The sequence below is a fragment of the Nocardiopsis sp. iso_25 genome (genome assembly GCF_056173305.1).
This window is the reverse complement of sequence record NZ_CM149667.1, coordinates 3,343,293-3,367,801: the sequence shown is the minus strand read 5'-3', so window position 1 is coordinate 3,367,801 and position 24,509 is coordinate 3,343,293. Positions and strand designations below refer to the sequence as shown.

Genomic DNA, 24,509 nt, shown 5'->3' with positions numbered 1-24,509 from the left:
TTGTGGAACTTGTCACCTCAGGGGACGGTGGTGTCGGTCACCCGGTGATGTGGGGCTCGGGCAGTTCGGGGCGCCGGGGCGGCACGCCCTCGGGGAAGAGGGTGGCGGCCGGGTCGGGCAGGTCCACGCCGCTGAGCCGGGCGACGGCTCTGGACAGGCTGGGGTTGTCCAGGTGCCCGCCCACGGTGCGGATCATGGCGGCCAGGGTGGGCAGGACGGGGGCGCCCAGGGCGGTGACGGCGTAGCGGGTGGCCACGGCCGGGGTGCGCGAGGCGCCCGCCCAGCAGTGCAGCAGGACGCGTTTGCCCTCCGCGCGCAGGGCCGCGACCGCGGCGGCGGCCTCGTCCAGGGTGAAGTGCGGGTGGGAGTTGGCGCCCCTGCGGTCGTGCAGCCACACCCGTACCCAGTCGGCCGGGGGCAGGTGGGGTGCGTCGCTGGGGTGGGTGCGGCACAGCGAGACCGCGGCGTCCACGGTGTCGGGGTGGGCGCGCAGATGGTCGAGGTTGCCCAGCAGGACGCCCGGGTCCAGGGGGTGGGGGACGGCGAAGGGCGGCAGGCGGCGGGGTTCGGCGACCAGGACGGGGTGCTCGGGCCACAGGGTGGGGTGGGGGCCGCGGGCGGTGGTCAGGGCGGTGGTGGTCAGGGTGTGGGGGTCGGTGGTCTCGGACAGGCGGCGCAGGGCGTGCAGGGGCAGGGCCGAGGCGCCCCACAGGGCGGTGGCCAGGGTGCCGGTGTACAGGGCGGCCCGGTCCCCGGCGGCGGCGTAGGCCGACCAGACGGAGTCGACCAGGTGGGTGCAGGCGAAGGAGCCGCGGGCGGGGTCCTCGGCGGGGCGGAGGGTGCGTGTGAGGGCACGCCAGGAGGCGCCCAGGGGGTCGTCGGCGGTGGTGCGCTCCAGGGCGGGGGCGCAGGAGGGCAGGGCGCCGGTGCGGGCGGCGGTGCGCAGCGCCGCGGCCCAGGCGCGCTCGACGGGGTTCTCGGGGGGCCGGGGCGGCTGGTCGGGCCCGGCCAGGTCGGTGAGCCCGGCGCGGACCAGGCGTGCGTGGGCGGTGCCGGGGCCGGTGGTGTGCGCGGTCAGGGTGGGTGAGGTGCCGACCAGGGCGGCGGCGGCCGGGGCGCCGAGCAGGGCGCCGACGGCCCGGTCGCTGGCGGGGTGGTGGAAGTCGAGCAGGGGGGCGGGTACTGCGGGCATGGCCGTCCTCGGGGCGGTGCGGACCGGGATGGGTGGGGAACCCACGGGTGGTCTTCCCCCTCCGGTGGCCCGGCGCACCCCGCGGCCGGTTGTGGCCATGCCCGGGCAGCGCATGGGCGGGCCGGGCCGAGCTGGTGCCGGGGGCGCCGCTCCCCCGCGCCGGTGCCACGCCCCCGGGTCAGACGGGCTGGGCGATGGCGGCCTGTTCGTAGCGCGCGGCCACGGCGTGGGCCAGGGCCGGATCCGGGCACAGCGGGCGCGCCACCACGTCCGCGCCCGCCCCGGCCAAGCGGTCGTGGAAGAGCCCGGGCGCCAGCAGCCAGCTGGCCACGGCCACCCTGCGGTGCCCCCGCTCGCGCAGGCGGGCCACCTGTTCGGCCACGGTGGGTTGGCCGGTGGCGATGAACCCCGGTTCCACGGGGGTGCCCAGGCGTTGGGACATGCGCTGGGCCGCCTGTTCCAGTTCGGCGCCCGCGAAGGGGTCGGAGGTTCCGGCGCAGGCCAGCACGACGGCGTCCCCGGGCCGGTACCCGGCCCCGACCAGGCGGCGCACGGCGGTGTCCAGGACCGCGGGGTGCCCGCCCAGGGCTGGGGTGATGACGGCGTCGGCGCGTCCGGCGCGGGCGAGCTGGTGGGGGATGTCGGTGCGCACGTGGTAGCCCGAGGCCAGGAACGCGGGCACCACCACCAGCGGCCCCGGGGTGCGGGCGGCGACCTCGCCGACGCTGGGCGCGAGCACGTCGGCGAATGCCAGGCGGGTGGTTCGGCCCGTCACCTCGGCCACGCGCAGGGCCAGGGAGTGGGCCACGGCGGTGCCGTGGGGGTCGCGGGTGCCGTGGACGGCCAGCAGCAGGGTGGGGTGTCGGTTCATCGCGTGGCGCGGACGGCCGGGGCCGGTGATCCGCTTCTTCCTCTCCCTCGGTCGGGTGGGCCGGTGCGCTCGTCAGAGGGCGCGCTCGGGCGGGTCCAGGGCCAGCCGGTAGCCGCGTTTGACCACGGTCTGGATGATCCTGGGGTTGCCCAGCGCGGTGCGCAGCCGGGCCACGGCCGTCTCCACGGCGTGGGCGTCGGCGTCCTCGCCCAGGCAGGTGAGCAGGCGGGTGCGGTCCAGGACCTGGCCGGGCCTGCGCGCCAGCTCGCGCAGCACCCGCATCAGGGTGGGCGAGAGGGTGCGCACGGTGCCGTCGACCAGGACGGCGTGGCCGCGCAGGCGCAGGCGGTGTCCGGCCACGGACAGGGTCGGAAAGCGTGCGGGCAGCTCCTCGGCGAGCGCGCGGACCTGGGCGCCGACGCGGGCGCGCTGGGGCCACACGGTGGGGATGTCGTGGGCCATCAGGGGGCGTGCGGTGACCGCTCCCACGCACATGGCCAGGACGTCGCCGCGCAGGGCCCGGACCAGGGCGGCCTGGTGGCCGGTGGTGTGGGCGCGGGCCAGCAGCCCCGCCGCGGCCGGGGCGCTGGTGAAGGTGACCGCGTCCACTCCCCCGCTGGTGACGGCCTCGATGAGGCGGTCCAGGGGTGCGGTGTCCTCGGGCAGGGTCCAGCGGTAGACGGGGACCTCGACGACGTCGGCTCCGGCCAGGCGCAGCGCGGCGGTGAAGTCGGGCAGGGGTTCGCCGTGCAGTTGGATGGCCACCCGCAGCCCCCGTACGCCCCGGGCGAGCAGGTAGTCCAGGACCTCGGCGGAGGACTCCGAGGGCGGGGACCACTCCTCGGTGAGTCCGGCGGCGCGGATGGCGCCCTTGGCCTTGGGGCCGCGGGCCAGCAGGCGCGAGGTGCGCAGGCTCGCCAGGAGCGGGTCGACGGTGCCCCAGGTCTCGCAGGCCTCCACCCAGCCGCGGAAGCCGATGCCGGTGGTGGCCACGACGACGTCGGCGGGGCGGCGGGCGAGCTGTTCGGAGACCGCGGCCAGGCGCTGGTCGTCGCTGAGGGGCACGATGCGCAGGGCCGGTGCGGCCAGGACCTGGGCGCCCTTGCGGCGCAGCAGGGCGCTGATCTCCTCGGCGCGGCGGGCGGCGGTGACGGCGACGGTGAACCCGGCCAGGGGCGCGGTGGTGGCGGGTTCGGCCTGGCGGCGGACGGGCGGGGCCGCGGTGTCGTCGTCCAGGGAGGTGTTCACGGTGTGCCCTCCTGGGCGGGCGCGCCGATCTGCACGGCGGTGTCGGTCTGGCGCACGGGCCAGGTGGTCAGGCGCACGTGCTCGTCGTCCAGGCTCTGGCCGGTGCGCAGGGAGAAGACGTTCTTGAGCATGGGTGAGGCGACGGTGGGTTCGCCCGCGCGGTCGCCGACGATGCCGCGTGAGATGACGGCGGCGCCGGTGTAGGGGTCGATGTTGTCGACGGCGTACAGGTGCTGGTCGCGGGTGCGGAACACGGCGACCTGGCGGCCGTCGGGGAGCAGCACGGCCACCCCGTCCTCCACGCGCAGGCCCGCCGGGGCGCAGGCGTCGATCCAGGTGGTGGGCTGGGCTGGGGTGGTGACGGTCATCGGGTGGCCTCCTGGGGTCGGCGGGCGGGCATGCCCAGGCTGACGGGAGCGGTGGGGACCGGCTGGTCGCGGGTGGTGGTGAAGCTGATGGTGGGGTCGGGGGTGTCGGGGGCGTTGGCGAAGGAGACGAAGCGCGCGAGCTTGTCGGGGTCGGCCAGGACCGCGGCCCACTCGTCGCCGTAGGCGTCCACGTGGCGGGCCATGGCCTCCTCCAGTTCGGCGGCGATGCCCAGGGAGTCCTGGACGACGACGTCGCGCAGGTGGTCCAGGCCGCCTTCCAGGGACTCGATCCAGGGGGCGGTGCGCTGGAGGCGGTCGGCGGTGCGCACGTAGAACATCAGGAACCGGTCGACGTAGCGGATGAGGGTGTCCTCGTCCAGGTCCGAGGCCAGGAGTTCGGCGTGGCGGGGGGTGAAGCCGCCGTTGCCGCCCACGTACAGGTTCCAGCCCTTGTCGGTGGCGATGACGCCGAAGTCCTTGCCGCGGGCCTCGGCGCACTCGCGGGCGCACCCGGAGACGGCGGCCTTGAGCTTGTGGGGTGAGCGCAGGCCCCGGTAGCGCTCCTCCAGGCGGATGGCCAGGCCCACCGAGTCCTGGACGCCGAAGCGGCACCAGGTGGTGCCCACGCACGACTTGACGGTGCGCAGGGACTTGCCGTAGGCGTGTCCGGACTCGAACCCGGCGTCGACCAGCCGCTTCCAGATGACGGGCAGCTGTTCGAGTCGGGCGCCGAAGAGGTCGATGCGCTGGCCGCCGGTGATCTTGGTGTAGAGGTTGAAGTCGCGTGCGACCTCGCCGATGACGATGAGCTTGTCGGGGGTGATCTCGCCGCCGGGGATGCGCGGCACGACCGAGTAGGTGCCGTTGCGCTGCATGTTGGCCAGGTAGCGGTCGTTGGTGTCCTGCAGGGTGGCCTGTTCGCCCTCCAGGATGTGTCCGTTGCCCAGGGAGGCCAGGATGGAGGCCACCGCGGGCTTGCACACGTCGCAGCCGTGCCCGGTGCCGTGGGCGGCGATGAGGCCGGAGAAGGTGGCGGCGCCGGTGGCGCGCACGATCTCGACCAGTTCGGCGCGCGACTGGGGGAAGTGCTCGCACAGGGCCTTGGACTGCTCGATGCCAGCCTGGGCGAGGATCTGCTTGAGCATGGGCACGCACGAGCCGCAGCTGGTGCCCGCCTTGGTGCAGGCCTTGAGCGCGGGCACGTCGTGGTTGCCGCAGGAGATGGCCTCGGTCAGCTCGCCCTTGGTGACGGCGTTGCACGAGCAGATCTGGGCGGTGTCGGGCAGGGCGTCGGCGCCCAGGGCGGCGCCCTCGGGGGTGATGAGCGACAGGGGGTCGCCGGGCAGGGGTGATCCGACCAGGGGGCGCAGGGTGGCGTAGGCCGAGGCGTCGCCGACCAGGACGCCGCCCAGCAGTGTGGTGGCGTCGTCGGAGACCACGAGCTTGGCGTAGCGGCCGCTGGCGGCGTCGTTGACGACCACGTCCAGGGCGCCGGAGGTGCGGCCGTGGGCGTCGCCGAAGCTGGCCACGTCCACGCCCATGAGCTTGAGCTTGGTGGAGGTGTCGGCGCCGGTGAAGGTGGCCCGGCCGCCCACGAGCCGGTCGGCGACGACCTCGGCCATGGCGTTGCCGGGGGCGATGAGGCCGTAGACGGTGCCGCGGTGGTTGGCGGCCTCGCCCACGGCGTGGATGTGGGCGTCGCTGGTGGTGCAGGTGTCGTCGACGACGATGCCGCCGCGCTCGCCCACCTCCAGTCCGATCGCGCGGGCCAGGTCGTCGCGGGGGCGGATGCCCACGGAGAACACGACCAGGTCGGCGTCCAGGGAGCCCTCGCCCAGTCTTAGGCGGGCCACGCGGCCGTCGGGTCCGGCCTCCACGGCGGTGGAGGCCGAACCGGTGTGGACCCGCACGCCCAGGTCGGTGATCAGGGTGCGCAGCAGGCCTCCGGCGCCCTCGTCGATCTGCGCGGGCATCAGGTGGGGGGCGAGTTCGACCACGTGCGCCCGCACGCCCAGCAGGCGCAGGGCGTTGGCGGCCTCCAGCCCCAGCAGGCCGCCGCCCACGACCACGCCGGTGCTGGCGCCGCGCGCGGAGGCGGTGATGGCGTCCAGGTCCTCGATGGTGCGGTAGACGTGGCAGCCGGGCAGGTCGTGGCCGGGCACGGGCGGCACGAAGGGTGTGGAGCCGGTGGCCAGGACGAGCCGGTCGTAGGGAAGGACGCGTCCGCTCGCCGTGGTGACGGTGCGGTTGGCGCGGTCCACGTCCACGGCGCGTTCGTTGACGTGCACGTCCACGTGGGGGCCGCTCAGGTCGCCCAGGGACAGGTCCTGGGCGCTGGCGCCGTCGAAGTAGGAGGACAGGGCCACCCGGTCGTAGGCGGTGCGGGGCTCCTCGCCCACGACGGTGATGTGCCAGTGCCCGGCGGTGTCGCGGTCGCGCAGGGCCTCGACGAGGCGGTGGCCGACCATGCCGTTGCCGATGACGACGAGTTCTTCCATGGGCTCCTCCTGCTGCGGGGTCGGACAGGTTTCAGGCAACCTCCCGGGTGTTTCCCGACGGTCAGCCGTATGTGTCGCGCTTGTTTCGATGTGCTGCCACCGCAGGTGGCGGGTGAGTGATGCGGGGTGAAGCGCCAGGGTGGGTGCCGGGCGGGCCGCGTCTGGGGGGTTGGTCACACCGCGGGCCCGGTGTCGGGGGCGGGGCGTGGACAGCGGCCCCCCGGCCGGTCAGGATGGGCACCGATGCACACGTTCGCCGCCCCGCGCCCCGCGCGCGCCCTGTCCTGCCTGTCCGCCCTGGCCGTGGGCGACGCCTTCGGCTCCCAGTTCTTCGCCGCGGCCAACCGGCGCTTGGTGGAGGGGCGGGAGTTGCCGCCGGGGCCGTGGCGGTGGAGCGACGACACCGAGATGGCGGCGTCGGTGCACGCGGAGGCGGTGCGCGGCGAGGGGGTGGACCCCGACCGGCTGGCGGGTTCCTTCGCCCGCCACCACGACGCCGACCGCGGTTACGGCGCCGCCACCGGGCGGCTGCTGGGCCGGGTGCGTGAGGGCGGCGACTGGCGGACGCTGGCCGCGGAGCTGTTCGAAGGGTCGGGTTCCTTCGGTAACGGGGCGGCGATGCGGGTGGCTCCGCTGGGCGCCTGGTACGCCGACGATCCGGGCCGGGCAGCCCGGGAGGCGGCGGTGAGCGCGCGGGTGACCCACACCCACCCCGAGGCGGTGGACGGCGCGGTCGCGGTGGCGGTGGCCGCCGCGCTGGCGGCACGGCGCGAGCCGGTGGGGCCCGGGCCCTTCCTGGACGGGGTGGTCGAGGGTCTGCGGCCGGGGCGGGTGCGCGAGGCGGTGGGCGCCGCCCGCGGGCTGCTGGTGAGCGCCGACCCGCTGGTGGCGGCCGCCGATTTGGGCAACGGCTCCCGGGTCAGCGCGTTGGACACGGTGCCGTTCGCGCTGTGGGTGGCGGCCCGGCACGGCGGGGTCGTGTCGGGGGCGCGTGCGGGCGGTGGGGGTTTCGCCCCGGCGATGTGGGCGGCGGTCGCTGCGGGCGGGGACATGGACACCACCTGCGCGATCGTGGCGGGGATCCTGGGCGCGGGGCTGCCCGGGGGGCGGGTTCCCGCCGCGTGGGCCGAGCGCACCGAGGAGCTGCCCGGTTGGGCGCTGGCGGACGAGGAGGGCCTCGGCGGTTAGGGGGACGTGCCGTGGGGCGGCGGGGGCCGGGCACAGCTACCGGTACCGGGTCCCGGCTAGGGTGGCTCGGAGCCGGAGCGGCAAACGCGCCTGGGAACGTGTGGGTGAGTGGGGGGTGGGCCTGTGCAGGTCGAGGTGTGGTCCGACGTCGTCTGTCCGTGGTGCTACATCGGCAAGCGGCGCCTGGAGAGGGCGCTGGAGCTGTTCGATCACGCCGACCGGGTCCGGGTGCGCTGGCGCAGCTTCCAGCTGGACCCCTCCTTCCCGCCGGGTGTGAGCGAGCCGGTCTACGACTCGCTCTCGCGCAAGATGGGGGCGCCCCGCGAGCAGGTGCGGTCGATGACCGAGCAGGTCACGCGGGTGGCCGCCCAGGAGGGCCTGGACTACGACTTCGCGGGCGGGGTCATGGTCAACACCTTCGACGTCCACCGTCTGATCCACCTGGCCCGGACCCGCGGCCTGGAGGCGCAGGCGCAGGAGCGGTTCATGCGCGCCCAGCTGGTGGAGGCCCGCGACCTCAGCGACGCCGCCGTCCTGGTGGAGGTGGCGGCCGAGGCCGGGCTGGAGGCCCAGGAGGTGCGGCGGGTGCTGGAGGGTGAGGAGCACGCCGAGGACGTGCGCGAGGACATCGCCCTGGCCCGCCGGCTGGGTGCGACCGGGGTGCCCTTCTTCGTCATGGACCGCGCCGTCGGCATCTCGGGGGCCCAGTCGGTGGAGGTGGTGCTGTCCGCCCTGGACAAGGCCCACCAGGCCGGCCAGGGGTAGACGGCGCGTCGCGGTCCCGACCAGGGCCCGCGTCCGGGTTCACACCGGGCGCGGGCCCTCTTCGTGCGTCCGGTCCGGTCGGCTCCTCCCCGGCGAAGTGGCCCACGCCACAGGACCGGGGACTTGAGTGTGCCGCGACGGCACGGTTTTTGCTGGGACACGGTTCACCCCGCGTTCCCGGCACGGGCCGGGGCGGGGGAACGGCACCACCCGACCCGAACACCGATGGGAGGCCAGACGGTCATGCGCCGCAGCGCCACGGTCTACTTCGCCTCGTACGGGCTGTCCCTGTTGGGCAAGGGCATCGCCAGCGTCGTGATGCCGCTGCTCGTCCTGGACCGCACCGGCGACGTCCTGGCGGCGGGCGTACTCGCGACCGCGTCCACGGCGGCCTCCGCTCTGGCCGGGCTCGTCTGCGGTCTGATCGTGGACCGGATCGACCGCCGCTGGGTCTCGGTGGTCTCGGACCTGCTCGCCGCCCTGTCGGTGGCGGCGCTGCCGGTCGTCGACGCCCTGTGGGGCCTGAACATGGGCTGGTTCCTGGCCCTGGGCGTCGTGGGGGCGGTGATCCGCGTGCCCGGGATGACGGCTCAGGAGACGCTGCTGCCCGCCCTGGCCCGGCTCGGAGTCGACCGGCCGGGCGGGCGAGGCGGTCGGCGCGGGCGGTCGGCGGCCGCAGGGCCGGGGAGGCTGGACCGGATGATCGCCACCCGCGAGACCATGGGCAACGTCCTGCTGCTGGCCGGTCCCGGCCTGGGCGGGCTGCTCGTGGGTCTGCTGGGGCTGTCCTCGGCGCTGCTGCTGGTGACCGCCGCCACGAGCCTGCTCGCCGCGGCCATGACCCTGCTGCTGGACCCGCGGGCCGGTCGGGTCGTCCGGCGGCGCCCCGACCCGGCCGGGGCCGCCGACGCCTCCGGTGCGGCCGCCGTCGGCGGCCCGGTGCGCCGGGCGGTGACCGACCTGCTGGACGGGTGGCGCTTCCTGGGCCGCACCCGGCTCCTGCTCGGCACCACCCTGATCAGCGCGGTGCTCGTCGCCGTCCTGAGTTCGCTGCAGACCACCCTCATGCCCGCCTACTTCACCGGTCAGGGGCTTCCCGGACTCACCGGGCTGACGCTGAGCGCGCTCGCGGCGGGCAGCATCGCCGGATCCGCGCTCTACGCCGCCACCGCCGGGCGGGTCCGCCGCCGCAGCTGGTTCGTCCTCGGCATGAGCGGCACCCTGGTCGGGTTCGGCGCGGTCGGCACCATGGCCTCCCCGTGGCTGGTGCTGGGCGCCGCGGCACTGGTCGGGCTGACCTTCGCACCGGCCTCGGCGGTGCTCGGCGTCCTGACCGTCGAGGCCACCCCGGACCACATGCGCGGCCGGGTCCTGGGGGCGCAGAACACGGTCATGCTCGCCGCGCCCGCCCTCACCAGTGCCCCGCTCGCGGCGGTGGCCACCGCGGCCGGGCTGCCCGTGGCCGGAGCCGTCCTCGCCGTGCTGGCGGGCGTCACGGCGGCCGCCGCCCTGGTCGCCCCGGTGTTCCGCTCACTCGACGGCCCGCGGGTACGGGAGGCGGCCGGCCCCGCCGAAGGTCGTCCGCGGCCCGCGGAGCGCACGTCCCCCGAACTCGCCCTCGCGGACGCCGTCCCCCACGCGCCGGACGCCCGCGCGGTGGAGGAACAGCCGGCGCGGGAGCGCGCGGAACGCACCGCCGACCGGTGAGCGGGCGCGGGGTCAGCGCCCCTTCCGACGGGGGAAGCGGTTTCGGACCGTGCGCCGCGAGGGAGGTTTCGGTGGGGTCGTGACCTGTTCGGTCGGGCTCTCACGTGCGAAGATGTATTTTCTGGTCGAAAGATGGCACGGCGGGTAGGGATTCGTGAGACGAACGGCTGTCGTGCCGGATTCCGGGGTGCTGCCATGTCGGTGCAACACGCGTCCAACGAGCTGATGGTCTCCCTCGTGCGGGCCGGACACCTGGCCACCTTCGAGGAGCTGCCCGCACTCGTGGCCAAGAAGGCCGACGGCGCCGGGCTCTCCCAGGCGCGCATCTATCTGGCCGACCACCAGCAGCAGGTCCTGCGCGAGGTCACGGGAGAGGGCATCGACGCCCACCGGGGCGGTGAGGACCTGCTGGTGGACGACTCACCGGCCGGTCAGGCCTACGTCACGGGCGTGGCCGTGCGGATGGAGGACGAACAGCGCTACTGGGTGCCGGTCCTGGACGGCGCCGAGCGCCTGGGCGTGCTGCACGTGAGCTACGCGGGCGACCCCGACCGCTCGGCGATGCGCGACCTGGCCTCCATGGTGGCGTTGCTGGTCATCGCCAAGCGCTCCAACAGCGACGCCTACGCCCGGCTGATCCGCACCAAGCCCATGTCGGTCTCGGCGGAGATGCAGTGGACGCTCATGCCGCCGGGCACCTTCGCCGACTCGCGGGTGACGATCTCGGCCGCTACCGAACCGGCCTACGACAACGCCGGGGACTCCTTCGACTACGCCCTGGACGGGGAGATCGCCCACCTGGCGATGTTCGACGCCATGGGCCACGACACCGCCGCCGGGCTCATCGCGAACCTGGCCGTGGGGGCCTTTCGCAACGAGCGCCGCAAGGGCACCCCGCTGGCCGACGTCTGCCAGGGGGTGGAGAACACCCTGATCCAGGAGTTCGTGCGCACCCGCTTCGCCACCGCGATCCTGGCCGAGCTGAACATGGCCACCGGGGAGCTGTACTGGGTCAACTGCGGGCACCTGCCGCCGGTGCTCATCCGGGGCGAGGAGGTCCGCGACCTGGAGTGCGAGCCCTCCCACCCGCTGGGGATGGACCTGGGGCTGCCGGTGACGGTGTGCCGCGAACAGCTCGAACCCGGCGACCGGCTGCTGCTGTACACCGACGGCATCATCGAGGCGCGCGACTCCCAGGGGCGCGAGTTCGGCGTGGAGCGGTTCGTGGACTTCGTCATCCGCCACCAGGCCGACAACATGCCGGTTCCCGAGACGCTGCGGCGCCTGGTGCACGCGGTGCTGGAGTACCACCACGGCAGGTTCGGCGACGACGCCACGGTGCTCTTCTGCGAGTGGCACGGCTGACCCGGAGCTTTCGGCGCGAGCACGGTCCCGGTCGCGGGGGCAGCGATGAACAGCCCCCTCCACACACCCGCGGCGGGTGTCGACCGGGTCGGTGCGGTGAAGCGGTGTGCGGCGTCCGGGCGACGTGTGGCCCTTGGGGGTGGTGTGCGGGGAGTCGCCCGAAGGGCGGGTGGGACGCCTGGCACAGCGAGTGCGCGGGACGGGCTGGTGGGCTGGTGGTGCCGCTCGCTACGCAAGGGATGAGAGCGCCCTGGACGCTCCGCGCGGCACGTAGAATCCGCCCATAACACGCGGGCAGGACAACAGAATCCGGGGTGTGGCGTGGCGGAGATGGTGCACGTGGTCGTTCCGGTGTTCGCCGTGGTGGCGACCGGTCTGTTCGCCGGGTTGTTCTTCGCGTTCTCGATCGCGGTGATGCCGGGTCTGCGCAGGTCCGGGGACCGGGCGATGATCGAGGTGATGCAGGGGGTCAACGTCGCCATCCTCAACCCGTTCTTCGCCGTGGTCTTCATCGGCGCCCCGGTGGCGGTGCTGGCCTGCGTGGTGCTCTACGCCAGTGTCGGCGCGACCGCCTCCGCCGTATGGTCGGGGGCGGCGCTGCTCTGCCTGGTGGCGGCCCTGGTGTCCACCTTCGCGGTCAACGTCCCGCGCAACAACGTCCTGGACCGGCAGGGCCCGGCCGAGCGGATCGCGGACCCGGCTGCCGTGCGCGCCGCCTTCGAGCCGGTGTGGGTGCGCTGGAACAACGTGCGCACCCTGACCTCCCTGGTCGCGCTCCTGTGCACGGTCCTCGCGCTGCGCTGACCCCGGCGTACACCCGCCAGCACAAGTCCCTGCCCCCGCCCCGCCGGAGCCCCCGAAGCCCCGGCGGCCGCCGGGCGGGGCGGGAAAAACCCGTTGCGCACCGGCGGCGCGTGGATGATGCTCGCGCCTATGAGCACACAGCGCGCGGACATGTTCCTGGCCCCGGACGAGGACCCCCGCGAGGGCCGCCCCCGCCCCGTCGGCGAACGCGCCGTGCTGGTCGGGTTCCTGCACCTGCAGCGCACGACCCTGGAGCTGAAGTGCTCGGGTCTGGACGCCGACGCGCTGGCCCGCCGTTCGGTGCCGCCCTCCACCATGTCCCTGCTGGGGCTGGTGCGGCACATGTCGGAGGTGGAGCGGGCCTGGTTCCGGTGCCGCCTGGGCGGCCGCGGCCGCGAGCAGGCGCCCCTGCACTACGCCAGCGCGAGCGAACCCGACGGGGACTTCGACGGGGCGGTGGCCGATCCGGCCGTGGTGGAGGAGGCCTGGGCGACGTGGCGGTCCGAGTGCGCCCGCACCGACGCGTTCGTGGCCCGCGCCCCCGACCTGGAGAGCTCCACCTGGACCGACCCCCACAACGACCGGGTGTGGGACCTGCGTCAGGTTCTGGTGCCCATGGTGGAGGAGTACGCCCGCCACAACGGGCACGCCGACCTTCTGCGCGAGCGCCTGGACGGCCGCCGGGGCCAGTAGCCGGCTCCCGGCTCCGGCGCGGCGAGGACCCGGCCCTCCCCTCCCGCCCCCCGGGGCCGGACGCTCCGCCCGGCCCTGTGACGGGCGGGACACGCGCGCCCGCCCCCCGGGGCGGACGAGCCGTCCGGTCGGGCCCCTGGGGGCGGGGCCGTTGTTCCCTCCGGGGTCAGACCCCGGCGGTGGCCTGGCCCTGCATCCCCGACAGCAGCGCACGCACGTCCCGCACGCACCCCCCGCAACCCGTCGTGGCCCGGGTCCGGTCGGCGATGGCCTCGCGGGTGCGCGCCCCGTCCAGCCAGGCCTGTTCGATCTCGGTGCGGCTGACGGCGTTGCACCGGCACACCAGCGCGTCGGCGGCCGCGCCGTCGGCCTCCTCCGCGGCGGCGGTCGGCAGCCCCTGGAGCAGCGCCAGGCGGTCGGCGGGCACCGGGGCGCCCGTGTCGTAGAGCTGGGCCAGGGTCGCGGCGGCCTCGGGGAAGCCCAGCAGCACCGCGCCCATCACCTTCTCCTCACGCACGGACAGCTTGGCGTAGCGGCCGCCGTAGGGGTCGCTGATGGTCACCGTCTCCAGGTCGTCGGCGTCCTCCTCGTGCACCCGCCCGAACGCGGTCAGCTCGATCCCCTCCGCCTTGAGCCGGGTCAGCGGCCTGGCTCCGGAGTAGAGGGCGTGCGGCGCGGCGCCGGTCAGGCGCCGGGCCAGGACGGCGGCCTGCTCCCAGCCGGGCTGGATGAGTCCGGCGCCGCCGCCGGGGTGCTGGGCGCAGTCGCCGATGGCGTGCACGCGGGCGTCGGAGGTCGCCAGGCGGTCGTCCACGATGACGCCGTGCTCGACCTCGATCCCGGCGTCCTTGGCCAGTTCGATGTTGCCTCGCACCCCGGCGGTGACCACCAGGGCGTCGCCGGGCAGCACTCGGCCGTCGTCCAGCTCCAGGCCGGTGCCCGGAACCCAGCGGGCGGCCACCCGCCAGGAGTGCACGGTCACGCCCAGCGCGGCGTAGCGTTCGGCCAGGATGCGCGCGGCGGGCTGGTCGATCTGGCGGCGCATGATCCAGGGCGAGGACTCCACCACCGACACGCGCATGCCGCGTCCGACCAGGCCGCGGGCGGCCTCCAGGCCCAGCACGCCCCCGCCCAGGACCACCACGGGGGCGCCCGGGCGGGCCAGGGCGAGCAGCCTCTGGCAGTCGTCCAGGTCGCGCAGGGCCGTCACCCCGTCGCCGGGGGCACCGTCGGGCCCGGCCACGCCGGTGACCGGGGGGAAGGAGGCGCGCGCTCCGGTGGCCAGGACGAGTTCGTCGTAGCCCAGTGTGCTGCCGTCGTCCAGAGTGAGGGTGCGCCGCTCGGTGTCCAGGGCGGTGGCGGTGGCGCCGGTGCGCACGGTGACGCCAGGGGTGTCGGGGACGGGCAGGCGGATCTGTTCGGGGGTGTAGTCCCCGGCGACCACGCCCGAGAGCAGGACCCGGTTGTAGGCGGGGTGGTGCTCGGTGCCGACCACGCTCACGTGGACCCGTTCTCCGGTCGGGTCCAGGCGTGCGGTCTCCTCGGCGAAGCGGGCACCGACCATCCCGTTGCCCACGACCACGATCTGGCGCGGGGACGCGCCCTGCACGGTGCTCAACTGCTGCCTCCTGGTGTGTGCGTGTCCTCGGGTTCCAGCCGCACCGCGCTCACCTTGAACTCGGGCATGCGGCTGGTGGGGTCCAACGCCGGGTTCGTCAGGTTGTTGGCGGACTGGGCGCCCGCGTAGTGGAAGGGCAGGAACACCGTGTCCAGGCGGGCGGCGGGCGCCAGCCGCACCCGGGCGCGCGTGTGGCCGCGCCGGGAGGTGACGCGGGCCCAGTCGCCCGCGGCGAGACCGGCGCGCGCGGCGGTGTCGGGGTGCACCTCCACATACGCCTCCGGTTCGGCCCGGTCCAGTTCGTTGACGCGGCGGGTCTGGGCGCCGGACTGGTAGTGACCCATCAGCCGTCCGGTGGTCGCCACGAGGGGGTAGTCGGCGTCGGTGTCCTCGGCGGGCGGCCGGTGGGCGACCGGGACGAGGCGGGCGCGCCCGTCGGGGTGGGCGAAGGCGTCCAGGAACAGGCGGGGCGTGGGCGGCTCCTGTGCGCGCACGGGCCAGTGCAGGGCCTCGCCCGAGGCCAGCCGTTCGGGGGTGACGCCGGAGTAGTCGGCGGCTCCGCCGTCCGAGGCCCGGCCCAGTTCGGCCAGGACGGCGTCGGGGTCGGTGGGGAAGCGGTCGGCGGGCTGGCCCAGGCGCACCGCCAGCGCGGAGAGCACCTCCAGGTCGGTGCGCACCCCCTCGGGCGGGGCGGCGGCCCGGGCCCGGCGCAGGACGCGCCCCTCCAGGTTGGTCATGGTGCCGCTCTCCTCGGCCCACTGGGCCACGGGCAGCACGACGTCGGCCATGGCGGCGGTCTCGGAGAGCACGAAGTCGGCGGCCACGAGCAGGTCCAGGGAGGCCAGGCGGGCGCGCACGCGCGCGGTGTCGGGGGCCGAGACGACGGGGTTGGATCCGAACAGCAGCATGGCGCGCGGTCCGCCGCCGCTGCCCAGGGCGTCGAGGAGTTCGAAGGCCGAGCGGCCCGGGCCGGGCAGGGTGTCGGGGTCCACGCCCCACACCCCGGCCACGTGGGCGCGGGCGGCGGGGTCGTCGATTTTGCGGTAGCCGGGGAGCTGGTCGGCCTTCTGGCCGTGTTCGCGCCCGCCCTGGCCGTTGCCCTGGCCGGTGATGCACCCGTACCCCGAGCCCCGGCGGCCGGGCAGGCCCAGCGCCAGGGCCAGGTTGATCCAGGCCGAGACGGTGTCGGTGCCCTTGGCGTGCTGTTCGGCGCCGCGTCCGGTCAGGACGTAGGCGGAGCGGTTGCGGGCGGCCCGGCCCAGAAGGTCGGCGGCGGCGCGGATGCGGGCGGCCGGGACGCCGGTGACCTGTTCGGTGCGCTCGGGCCACCAGGCGGCGGCGTGCTCCCAGGCGGACTCGAACCCGGTGGTGCGCTCGGCGAGGTACTCCTCGTCGCACCAGCCCTGGACGCGGGCGGCGTGCAGCAGCCCCAGGGCCAGGGCCAGGTCGGTGCCGGGGCGGGGGGCCAAATGGATGCCGCCGCCCGAGAGCGCGACCTGGGCGGTGGCCGAGCGGCGGGGGTCGATGACGATGAGGGTGGGCGAGGACAGGTGGCCCATCATCGGCGGCATGGTCTCGGCCGGGTTGGCCCCGGCCAGCAGGACGGCCTCGGCCTCGCCGACGTCGGTCAGCGGGAAGGGCATCCCGCGGTCCAGGCCGAAGGCCCGTGTGCCCCCGGCGGCGGCCGAGGACATGCAGAACCGGCCGTTGTAGTCGATCTGGGAGGTGCCAAGGGCCAGGCGGGCGAACTTGCCCAGGGTGTAGGACTTCTCGTTGGTCAGGCCGCCGCTGCCGAAGACCGCGACGGTGTCGGGTCCGGACTCGGCGCGCAGGGCCAGCAGGCGTTCGGCGACGTGGTCCAGGGCGGTGTCCCAGTCGGTCTCGACCAGGTCGGCGCCGCGGTCCTTGCGCACCAGGGGGCGGGTGAGCCGGTCGGGGACGGTGAGGACCTCGGCGGAGGTCCACCCCTTGCGGCACAGTCCGCCGCGGTTGGTGGGAAAGGGCGCGGGGCGGGCGGCCAGGCGCCCGTCGGGGCCGGGCTCCAGGTGCATGGCGCACTGGAGCGCGCAGTAGGGGCAGTGCGTGGTGGTCATCGGTTGGCGCTCTCCACGCTGGCGGCGCCGGCCGGGGAGGCGGCGGGGCGGCGCAGGTAGACGGCCCAGGTGACGGCGGCGCACGCCAGGTAGAAGGCGCCGAAGACGACGAAGGCCGGGGCGGTGGATCCGGTGGCGGCGAAGGACTCGCGGAAGGCGATGTTGACGCCCACCCCGCCCAGGGCGCCGACGGCGCCGATGAGGCCGAGCACGGAGGAGGCCACGCGCTTGGTGCGGGCCAGGGCCTGTTCCCGGGGTTCCCCGGCGGCGATGGCGTCCTCGGCGCGGGCGGCGTACAGCGAGGGGATCATCTTGTAGGTGGAGCCGTTGCCCAGGCCGGTGAGGACGAACATCACCGCGAACGCGCCGATGAACAGGGCCAGTTGGGCGGCCTGGACGGAGACCACCAGGACGGCGGCGCAGGCGGCCATGGCCAGGAAGACCCACAGGGTGACGCGGGCCCCGCCCAGGGAGTCGGCCATTCTGCCGCCCACGGGGCGGATCAGGGAGCCGATGACCGGGCCGAGCACGGCGATGGCGGCGGACTGCACGGGCGCCAGCCCGAACTGGGACTGCAGCAGCAGGCCGAAGGCGAACCCGGTGCCGATGAAGGAGCCGAAGGTGCCCACGTACAGCAGCGACATGATCCAGAAGTGGCGGTCGCGGACGGCCGACAGTTGCGCGGAGACGTCGTTGCGCACGTGGACCAGGTTGTTCATGGACCGGTACGACCACCAGGCGGCCAGCAGGATCAGCGGCGCGTAGAACAGCGGGACCAGGTACCCGGCGGAGGTGGTGAACAGGGCGATGACGGCCAGGCCCACGAGTTGCACGGTGGCCACGCCGATGTTGCCGCCGCCCGCGTTCAGGCCCAGCGCCCACCCCTTCTCCCGTTCGGGGAAGTAGGAGTTGATGTTGGCCATGGAGGAGGAGAAGTTGCCGCCGCCCACGCCCGCGGTGGCGGCCAGGACCAGCAGCAGCCAGAAGGGGGTGTCGGGGTCGCGGACCAGGAAGAAGGCGGCGACGGTGGGCACGGCCAGGGTCAGGGTGGAGATGACCGTCCAGTTGCGTCCGCCGAGGGCGGGCACGGCCAGGGTGTAGGGCACGCGCAGGATCGCGCCGACCAGGGTGACCACCGACAGGAGCAGGAACTTCTGCTCGGGGGTGGTGGAGAAGCCGTGCTCGGGGATCATGAAGAGCACGAGTACCGACCAGATGCTCCACACCGAGAAGCCGATGTGCTCGGAGGCGATGGAGGCCCACAGGTTGCGGCGGGCCACGCGTCGTCCGCCGCCGTTCCAGAACCCTTCGTCCTCGGGGTCCCAGGCGGAGATCCAGCTCTTACCGGTGCGCGGTGCGCGCGGGCCAGTCTCAGAGGCCACGGCCGTGCCTTCCTGCTTGACGGCTGCTGACGAAACCGAAGGTAGGGAGCCCGCGTTGCCTGGAGGTGTCCAGCCGTAACACGCGGGAAACAGTCGGCTCACCCGGAGGGCGCGGCCGCGGTGAGAAGCCCTGTCCCGCCTGGTGGGAGGTGGTGGGGGCGTTCTCGGCGCGGCGGGCTCCCCGGTGTCCGTTGTGGCGCGAATCACCGCCGGTGGCGTTCCCGCGCCGGGGCTCCCGGGTGCGGCGGACCGCCGTGGGCAGGCGCCGCCCTGGGAAGGTACCGGATATCCGTGCCGTCGAGGGAACGGAAAGCGCGGGTTGTGGCCGGAAACCGACCGCTTTCCTCCCTAGCGTGGGGGCACTGGTGTCGAGCACGAGGAGTCCGTCATGCGTATCGCCGTGACCACACCCACCGGCAACGTCGGCCGCCACGTGGTGGGCGGCCTGGTCCGCGCGGGCGTGCGCCCGCGCGTGCTGCTGCGCGATCCGGCCCGGTTGGACCCGGCGCTGGCCGACTGGGTCGACCCGGTGGCCGTGGACCAGCGCGACCCGGACGCGGTCCTGGCCGCGACCGCGGGCGTGGACGCGCTGTACTGGGTGAGCCCGCCGGTCCCGGCCGAGGACCCGGTCGCCGAACACGCCCGGATGGGCGCGCACGCCGCCCGCGCCGTCACCGCCAACGGGATCCCCCGGGTCGTCTTCCAGAGCAGCGTCGGCGCGGAGAAGCGCGGCGGGGCCGGGGAGATCGACGGGCTGGCCCGCACCGAGCAGTTACTGGAGGGGACCGGAGCGACCGTGGCACACCTGCGGTGCGGCTTCTTCTTCACCAATCTGCTGATGGAACTGGACGCCCTCCGGTCGGGCACCGTCTCGGTGGTGCTGCCCGTGGACCGTCCGATGCCGTGGGTGGCGCCGCGCGACATCGCCGACACGGCGGTGGGCCTGCTGCTCAACCCCGACCTGGCGGGCCGGACCGTGCGGGCCGTGCACGGCCCCGCCGACCTGAGCTGGGAGCGGGTCGCGGCCGTGGTCTCCGAGGTGACGGGGCGCCGTGTGCGCGCCGAACGTGTTCCCGACGAGCGCATGCGCGGGGTGCTCGCGGGCGCGGGTCTGGGGCCCGGCTCCGTCGAGGCGGTCATGGGCATGTCCACCGGGTTGCGGGAGGGCTTCACCCCAGAGCAGCCCCGTACCGCGGCGACCACGACGCCGACCACCCTGGCCGCCTGGTGCCAGGACGAGCTGCGGCCCCTGCTCTGACCCCGTGGGCGCGGTGACGGCGCCGTCGGGCCGGGCCCGCATCGGAGCGGTCGGTCCAGTGCACAACGGTTCGTGGAGAGGACACCGGTGTGTGTACGATGCCCACATGCGTTCCTGAGAGTTCCGGTCCCCATGTGCGCGGCATACGGCCCCGTGGGGTGTAACCCTTCCTCCAGCCCAGGACGCCCGTGCTCCTTCTGCACCCCCCGGTTTCGCGCGCATCGTCCCCGCCGCCTCGTCCGTTCGTCCCAGCCGCCTCGTCCGTGGTGCGCCTCCCCTCCCGTCCGCGGCCCTCCCGCTCGCGGGGCGGGCGCTCGCGCCCGCCTTACGAGTCCGGCCGACGGAACAACCACGGAGGAGAAATCATGATCGACACCGGCCTGGCCGACCAGACCGTCCTGGTCACCGGAGGATCCGGCAACATCGGTGCGGCGATCAGCCGCGCCTTCGCCGCCCAGGGGGCACGCGTGGCGATCCACCACCTCGACCGGGACCCGCCCTCGCCCGCGGGTACCGCCCGGGCGCACATCACTCCCGCGGCGGAGGCGGCGGCCGCGCTCGCGGAGGAACTCGGCAACGGCTCCTTCGCCGTCAGCGCCGACCTGTCCGAGCCGGACGGAGCGGTCCGGCTGGCGCGTGAGGTCGCGGACCGGGCGGGCCCGGTCAACGTCCTGGTCAACAACGCCGCCCACTGCGAGACGCCCGACACCGTCGACACGCTGACCCACGCGTCCCTGGAACGCCACTACCGGCTGAACGCCATCGCCCCCGCCGTCCTCATCGCCGAGGCGGCGCGGCTGCGCAGGGGAAGGGAGCCGTTGTGCGTCGTCAACGTCACGACCGACGCCGCACGGGCCTTTCCCGGCCAGACCGGCTACGGCACGTCCAAGGCGGCGCTGGAGGCGGTCACCAGGTCCACCGCGCTGGACCTGGCGGCGCGCGGCATACGCGTGAACGCCGACGCGTGAGGACACCGCCCCAGGCGCGGCGCCCGGGGCGGTGCGGTGCTCAGGAGCCGGGGGCCGTGGCGCGCATGGCGTCGGCGATCCAGGAGTAGGGCAGAGTGTCCTCCTCTGGCGGAGTCCCATTGACCGCCGCCACCAGGGTCAGGTACCGGCCGTGGGTGTCGTCGTAGACGGGGTCCTCGGAGGCGGCGTCCTCCTCGGCGATCTGGCGCTCGATATCGGGGATCTGCCGGAACGCCTCGGCCATCCGGTCGCGGCCCTCGGGGGTGAGCGGGGTGTCGGACACTCCCGCGGCCTCCTCCATGAAGCGCGTGATGGCCTTCTGGGTCCGGGGGGAGCGGGGTGACTCGCCTTCGTGGTGCGCGGCCAGGACCTCCTTCATGAGCGCGGTCCCGCTCCCGTACATGAAGTCCTGGAACCGCGGGCTGGCGATGCTCCGGCCCACGTCCGTGGAGTAGGTGTCGCGCAGGTAGGTGCGGACCTCCTCGCAAAACTCCGGGTCCCGCACCAGGTCGGCCAGTTCGATCCACGCCTCCAGTTGGGCGGCCGTGGGGTCCGCGGGCAGGACCGGGCGCATCTCGCGCAGCCGGTCGACGAAGCCCTCGGGGACGTCCAAGCCCTCGCCGACGTCGTTCCAGAAGTCGTCGATGACCTGCTCGCGCTCCTCGTCGGTCATCGAGACGAGCTTGTGCATCAGGTCGGCCCGCGCGGTCGTGGCGCCCTGCCTGATCAGGGTCCGCAGCACCGCTCTCCTGGCCCGCAGGGTGCGCTCCTGGCGCTCGACCACCTCCAGGTGGGTGGTGAGCAGGTCGTGCAGGGTCGTGCCGCCCGCGAGCAGTCGGCGGATCTCCTCCAGGTCGGTGTCCAACTCGCGCAGGGTGCGGACGAGTTCCAGGCGGGCGATGGTGTCGATGTCGTAGAGGCGGTGGCCCGCGTCGGTCAGGCGCGCGGGCTCGACGACTCCGGCGTCGGCGTAGAAGCGGACGGCGCTGACGCTCAGGCCGCTGCGGCGCGCGGCGTCTCCGATGGGGTACAGCTCGTGGTCGTGCATGGGAGCCACTGTGGTACCTCAAGCAGCTTGAGATGCAAGCCGGTGGACGCACGGGTTCGTACGGGGCGCGGGCCGACGCGGTCGCGCTCCCCCGCCGCATGACATCTGTCATGCCCGACCCGTGCGGACCGCACAGGCAACACATGATCCATGACACTCCGTCACGGGCTTGCTCCGGTCTAGGTTCGAATCAGGGAACGGCGATCCACGAGGCGACAGGGAGCCCGAGATGTTCGAGGAACGGCGTCGGCGTCGGGCCGTGCGGCGGGTCGGGCCGGGGAACGGGCGTGCTCTGAAGCCCTTCCGCTGGTGGCAGCTGACCTCCCGCGCCCTGTTCTACCTCGCGCTTGGCGACGCCGACGGTCGGCGGACGGTCTACGCCGTCCACGTCAACCACACGCAGCGGTTCTTCTCCGAGGACGGCAAGGGCAGGGCCGACCTGTACCGCGACGGCAGGCACCACGCCGAGTCGAGGCTCCCCGCCGTCTTCCCCGTGCGGGGCGGGGTGATCGAGGTGGCGGCGACGGCCTTCGGCCTGCGGCGCTGCCACTACGTCACCGACGAGGGGAGCGAGCACCAGCTCGTTCCGGACCCGCGCTCCGGCGAGGGGCGCCGCGCGCGCCTGGAGCGCGAGCACCCCGTGCTGAGCCGCTGGATCGGGGTCCTCTCGCTGCTCCTGCTCGTCGTGCCCGCTGCGCTGCTCGTCCCCCAGCTCGTCGAGGTGGCCTTCGAGCTGCCGCCCGTGGCCGAGCGCTTCGGGACGTTCACCTCGCCCGTTGACCTGCCCGTGTGGCTCAACACCGCGCTCGGTCTGGGCGCTGCGGCGGCCAGCGCGGAGCGCGCGCTGCGCCTGCGCTACAACTGGCTGCTGGACTCCGCGGCCCAGGGGTGAGGAAGGTCCGACCGGCCGGGGGATCACCGCCGCCGGGGGCGTGGAGGCCCGAACAGGGACCGGACACACGGCCTCCGGCGACGGCTATTCGCCCTTGTCGGTGGTCTTCTTGTCGGCGGCCACACCGAAGACGACGCCCATGGACAGGCCCATCGCCACACCGAGCGCCAGGTTGTCCATGAGCAGGCCGAAGGAGGTGCCGAAGCAGACGCCGAGCGCCAGCCCCAGTGCGAGGTGGTTGTTCTTGTCCTTGTTCATGTGTCCCCTTTGTAGCCGCGTGTCGGTTCTTGGACGCGGGGGTGCCGTCCACGGTTCCCCGCGAGGGGACTCCGGCTCACTGCGGCGGCTCCAAGGCCGCGGCGACGTGCTTGCGGGCGCTGTCGTAGATGATCTGGCTGCGGAAGCTGGCCACCTCGCGGCGCTGGGTGAGCCGGTCGATGAGGAAGCTGTGCAGCGCGTCCAGGGAGGGCACGGACACGTGCACCAGGAAGTCCTGCTCCCCCGCCACGACGTAGACCGCCAGCACCTCGGGCAGGGCGAACATCGCGCCCTTGAAACCCTCGATGACCTGACGGCTGGGCGGGCGCAGCTGCACCGACACGAAGGCCTCCACCTCCCGGTTGAGCGCGGCCGGGTCGATGTCGGCGTGGTAGCCCCGGATGACCCCGCGCCGGTGCAGCAGGCGCACGCGTTCCAGGCAGGTGGAGGGCGCCACGCCGAGCTTGTGCGCGAGGGCGCGGTTGGTCTGCCGCGCGTCCTGCTGGAGTTCGCGCACGATCGCCGAATCAAGTTCGTCCATGGCCCCCACGGTAGCCCCTCGGTCGAATAGTGTTCGGTCCCGCAACCATGGGTGCGACCGTATGACTAGGTTCTGCACCGTTCACAAGACATATGAACGGGGTAACCATGGGGATGTCCACCAAGATCGTCGTCGTGCTGCGCGGGGGCCTGGAGCCCGCGCTCGCCGCCAACGCGGGGGTGGTGCTGGGCCTGGCGCTGGGCGGGCGGATGGAGAACTCGCTGGCCGCCGACGGCAAGGACGCGGGCGGCGGCCTGCACGCCGGGCTCAACCCGCACCCGGTACCGACCCTGGTGGCCTCGGCGGAGCAGCTGCGCCAGCTCAAGGCCGGGGCCGACGAGCGCGACCTGACGGTGGTGGGCTTCAACGAGGTGGCCCGCCGCTCCCGCGACTACGTCGAGTACCTGGACGCCCTCGCGGCCACCGAACCGCAGGACGTGGAGTACGTGGGGGTGGCCGTCTTCGGGGCGCGCAACGCCGTCAACAAGCTCACCGGCAAGCTGGCGCTGATGCGCTGACGTCGGTGGACGGGCTGGGACGGGGCGCGGATCGGGGGATCGGCGCCCCGCCGCCCCGGCGGGGAGGAGCACGCGCCGTGCACGCGCCGTGCCGGTCACACGCCCCCGGTGAGTTCCTCCAACTCCCGGTAGGAGGACACGGTGCGTACCTGCTGCTCGGTGAGGCGGTTGATCCGGGCCTTGGCCGCCCGCGCCTGCGCCCCGGTCGGCAGAAAGCCCCGGTGGATCTCGGGCAGGCCCAGTTCCCAGCCGCACACCGCCCTTGCCGGGTAGCGGTACCACTGGCGCACGACCACCGAGCCGACCCGGACCGCGTGCTCGTTGCCCGGGGGAACGTTCGGGCGGTCGGGCTCCCGGGCCAGGTAGCGGTGTCCGTCGGCCAGGTCGCAGGGCCCGCAGTCCAGCTCACCCGACCCCAGGGCCCGCCCGCACTCGGGGCACACCAGGCGGTCCATGGCCGCGTCCACCACCCGCCAGGCGAACTGGCCGGGGTCGGAGAGCACGAGTTCGGCCAGGTCGCGTTCGGCGTCGCCGCCCGGCTGGGCCTTCCACTCCGCGCACGCCTCGGCCCAGGCGCGGTCGGTCTCCGCGCGGATGAGGCGCATCGTCTCGGCCAGTTCCGGGGTGCGCCAGCCGTCGCGGGTGGATGTCATGCCCCGCACGCTAATCCGGTCGAACCGTCGGGTGCTAGGAGTTTTCCCTGCCCTCGTCTTTCCCCGTCCCTGACCCGGCCCGGCTCAGACCAGGTGGCGACCGGGCGGGGGCCGTCCAAACCCCTGGCGGGCTCGGGCGGCCCCTGCCTCAGAGCGGGATCAGCACCAGGTGACGACGCCGCCGAACCGGCCAGCGAAGCGTTCGACGTCGCCGAAGGAGTGGATGCCCGAACCCTCGATCGGGCGGGCCAGTCCCCCGCCGGTCGGGTGGAAGACGCCGAAGTAGGCGTGCACGAGCTCGTCGGTGTCCTCGTCCCACATGTCGACGTAGAACGCGCGCGGGCGGTCCTCGGAGACAGGGGTCTGGTAGACAGGAGCCGGATCGAAGGGGTTGTTCGCGTTCATACGCGCCGTCCTCTGGTTCCAGGCCCGGGCGGTGTAGTTGGTAGCTCTCTCGCCCGGGCCGCCTGTGTTTGAAGCGTGACAGCCCACCCTTCCCTCTGCGGGTGTGATGGCCATCTCACCTTCTGCTATGGTTGCATGCGCAAAGTAATCACACAACTCTGTATAAAAGTTTTCTG

23 protein-coding genes are annotated in these 24,509 nt (G+C 74.1%); 10 read left to right on the top strand and 13 right to left on the bottom strand.

Going from position 1 to position 24,509, the window contains the following annotated elements; all coding sequences use genetic code 11:
• Window positions 1-37: 37 nt before the first annotated feature.
• From AC0VX6_RS14665 to nirB, 5 genes are all read right to left on the bottom strand, one after another.
• A complete protein-coding gene (locus AC0VX6_RS14665) occupies window positions 38-1,192 on the bottom strand; it encodes a protein phosphatase (RefSeq protein WP_475469218.1) in 1,155 nt (384 codons plus the stop codon).
• Between the two features lie 178 nt (window positions 1,193-1,370).
• A complete protein-coding gene (locus AC0VX6_RS14660; protein ID WP_274973261.1) occupies window positions 1,371-2,063 on the bottom strand; it encodes a sirohydrochlorin chelatase in 693 nt (230 codons plus the stop codon).
• 72 nt (window positions 2,064-2,135) lie between these two features.
• Window positions 2,136-3,311: a uroporphyrinogen-III synthase gene (locus AC0VX6_RS14655; RefSeq protein WP_475469216.1), complete on the bottom strand. Its 1,176-nt coding sequence runs from the start codon at window positions 3,309-3,311 to the stop codon at window positions 2,136-2,138.
• Window positions 3,308-3,679, bottom strand: coding sequence for a nitrite reductase small subunit NirD (gene nirD / locus AC0VX6_RS14650; protein WP_212639753.1), 372 nt, complete (start codon window positions 3,677-3,679; stop codon window positions 3,308-3,310). The genes AC0VX6_RS14655 and nirD overlap by 4 nt, the downstream gene beginning before the upstream one ends.
• Window positions 3,676-6,177, bottom strand: coding sequence for a nitrite reductase large subunit NirB (gene nirB / locus AC0VX6_RS14645; RefSeq protein WP_475469214.1), 2,502 nt, complete (start codon window positions 6,175-6,177; stop codon window positions 3,676-3,678). Before nirB ends, nirD begins: the two co-directional genes overlap by 4 nt.
• A gap of 243 nt (window positions 6,178-6,420) precedes the next feature.
• Between nirB and AC0VX6_RS14640 the strand changes: the two genes are divergently transcribed.
• The 6 genes from AC0VX6_RS14640 (at window position 6,421) to AC0VX6_RS14615 (ending at window position 12,699) form a co-directional block, all read left to right on the top strand.
• Complete coding sequence (locus AC0VX6_RS14640; protein ID WP_274973258.1) at window positions 6,421-7,365, top strand: ADP-ribosylglycohydrolase family protein; 945 nt, start codon at window positions 6,421-6,423, stop codon at window positions 7,363-7,365.
• Window positions 7,366-7,488: 123 nt separating this feature from the next.
• A complete protein-coding gene (locus AC0VX6_RS14635; RefSeq protein WP_274973257.1) occupies window positions 7,489-8,130 on the top strand; it encodes a DsbA family oxidoreductase in 642 nt (213 codons plus the stop codon).
• A 225-nt stretch (window positions 8,131-8,355) separates the two neighbouring features.
• A complete protein-coding gene (locus AC0VX6_RS14630; RefSeq protein WP_475469212.1) occupies window positions 8,356-9,837 on the top strand; it encodes an MFS transporter in 1,482 nt (493 codons plus the stop codon).
• Between the two features lie 195 nt (window positions 9,838-10,032).
• Complete coding sequence (locus tag AC0VX6_RS14625) at window positions 10,033-11,202, top strand: PP2C family protein-serine/threonine phosphatase (protein WP_475469211.1); 1,170 nt, start codon at window positions 10,033-10,035, stop codon at window positions 11,200-11,202.
• Between the two features lie 321 nt (window positions 11,203-11,523).
• Window positions 11,524-12,006, top strand: a complete 483-nt coding sequence (locus AC0VX6_RS14620; protein WP_274973254.1) for an anthrone oxygenase family protein — start codon at window positions 11,524-11,526, stop codon at window positions 12,004-12,006.
• 129 nt (window positions 12,007-12,135) lie between these two features.
• Window positions 12,136-12,699, top strand: coding sequence for a DinB family protein (locus AC0VX6_RS14615; protein ID WP_475469209.1), 564 nt, complete (start codon window positions 12,136-12,138; stop codon window positions 12,697-12,699).
• A 166-nt stretch (window positions 12,700-12,865) separates the two neighbouring features.
• Here AC0VX6_RS14615 and AC0VX6_RS14610 read toward each other — a convergent pair whose 3' ends face one another.
• The 3 genes from AC0VX6_RS14610 to AC0VX6_RS14600 are packed head-to-tail and all read right to left on the bottom strand — an operon-like array spanning window position 12,866 to window position 17,792.
• Entirely contained in the window at window positions 12,866-14,317 is a 1,452-nt protein-coding gene (locus AC0VX6_RS14610; protein ID WP_475469208.1) for an FAD-dependent oxidoreductase, read from the bottom strand.
• Window positions 14,314-16,410 (bottom strand): molybdopterin oxidoreductase family protein, encoded by a 2,097-nt coding sequence (locus AC0VX6_RS14605; protein WP_475469206.1) that lies wholly within the window; start codon window positions 16,408-16,410, stop codon window positions 14,314-14,316. Before AC0VX6_RS14605 ends, AC0VX6_RS14610 begins: the two co-directional genes overlap by 4 nt.
• Window positions 16,407-17,792 carry an MFS transporter gene (locus AC0VX6_RS14600; protein WP_475469205.1) on the bottom strand — a complete coding sequence of 462 codons (1,386 nt, stop codon included), beginning with the start codon at window positions 17,790-17,792 and terminating at the stop codon, window positions 16,407-16,409. Before AC0VX6_RS14600 ends, AC0VX6_RS14605 begins: the two co-directional genes overlap by 4 nt.
• Before the next feature lie 388 nt (window positions 17,793-18,180).
• Between AC0VX6_RS14600 and AC0VX6_RS14595 the strand changes: the two genes are divergently transcribed.
• Window positions 18,181-19,050, top strand: coding sequence for an NmrA family NAD(P)-binding protein (locus AC0VX6_RS14595; protein WP_475469204.1), 870 nt, complete (start codon window positions 18,181-18,183; stop codon window positions 19,048-19,050).
• A gap of 365 nt (window positions 19,051-19,415) precedes the next feature.
• Complete coding sequence (locus tag AC0VX6_RS14590; protein WP_475469202.1) at window positions 19,416-20,018, top strand: SDR family NAD(P)-dependent oxidoreductase; 603 nt, start codon at window positions 19,416-19,418, stop codon at window positions 20,016-20,018.
• A 40-nt stretch (window positions 20,019-20,058) separates the two neighbouring features.
• On the opposite strand, the gene AC0VX6_RS14585 is transcribed toward AC0VX6_RS14590, so the two are convergent.
• Window positions 20,059-21,066: a MerR family transcriptional regulator gene (locus AC0VX6_RS14585; RefSeq protein WP_274973247.1), complete on the bottom strand. Its 1,008-nt coding sequence runs from the start codon at window positions 21,064-21,066 to the stop codon at window positions 20,059-20,061.
• 229 nt (window positions 21,067-21,295) lie between these two features.
• On the opposite strand from AC0VX6_RS14585, the gene AC0VX6_RS14580 reads away from it, so the two are divergent.
• Complete coding sequence (locus tag AC0VX6_RS14580; protein WP_475469200.1) at window positions 21,296-21,958, top strand: hypothetical protein; 663 nt, start codon at window positions 21,296-21,298, stop codon at window positions 21,956-21,958.
• An 84-nt stretch (window positions 21,959-22,042) separates the two neighbouring features.
• Here the strand turns inward: AC0VX6_RS14580 and AC0VX6_RS14575 are convergent, their stop codons facing one another.
• Both AC0VX6_RS14575 and AC0VX6_RS14570 read right to left on the bottom strand, forming a co-directional pair.
• A complete protein-coding gene (locus AC0VX6_RS14575; protein ID WP_475469198.1) occupies window positions 22,043-22,216 on the bottom strand; it encodes a glycine zipper domain-containing protein in 174 nt (57 codons plus the stop codon).
• A gap of 76 nt (window positions 22,217-22,292) precedes the next feature.
• Window positions 22,293-22,757 (bottom strand): Lrp/AsnC family transcriptional regulator, encoded by a 465-nt coding sequence (locus AC0VX6_RS14570; protein ID WP_274973244.1) that lies wholly within the window; start codon window positions 22,755-22,757, stop codon window positions 22,293-22,295.
• A 107-nt stretch (window positions 22,758-22,864) separates the two neighbouring features.
• Here AC0VX6_RS14570 and AC0VX6_RS14565 point away from each other — a divergent pair, with 107 nt between their 5' ends.
• Window positions 22,865-23,275, top strand: coding sequence for a DUF2000 domain-containing protein (locus tag AC0VX6_RS14565; RefSeq protein WP_274973243.1), 411 nt, complete (start codon window positions 22,865-22,867; stop codon window positions 23,273-23,275).
• A 95-nt stretch (window positions 23,276-23,370) separates the two neighbouring features.
• Here AC0VX6_RS14565 and AC0VX6_RS14560 read toward each other — a convergent pair whose 3' ends face one another.
• Both AC0VX6_RS14560 and AC0VX6_RS14555 read right to left on the bottom strand, forming a co-directional pair.
• On the bottom strand, window positions 23,371-23,928 hold the full coding sequence (locus AC0VX6_RS14560) for a hypothetical protein (protein WP_475469196.1): 558 nt from the start codon (window positions 23,926-23,928) through the stop codon (window positions 23,371-23,373).
• 159 nt (window positions 23,929-24,087) lie between these two features.
• Complete coding sequence (locus AC0VX6_RS14555) at window positions 24,088-24,333, bottom strand: hypothetical protein (RefSeq protein ID WP_248770538.1); 246 nt, start codon at window positions 24,331-24,333, stop codon at window positions 24,088-24,090.
• Window positions 24,334-24,509 lie beyond the last annotated feature (176 nt).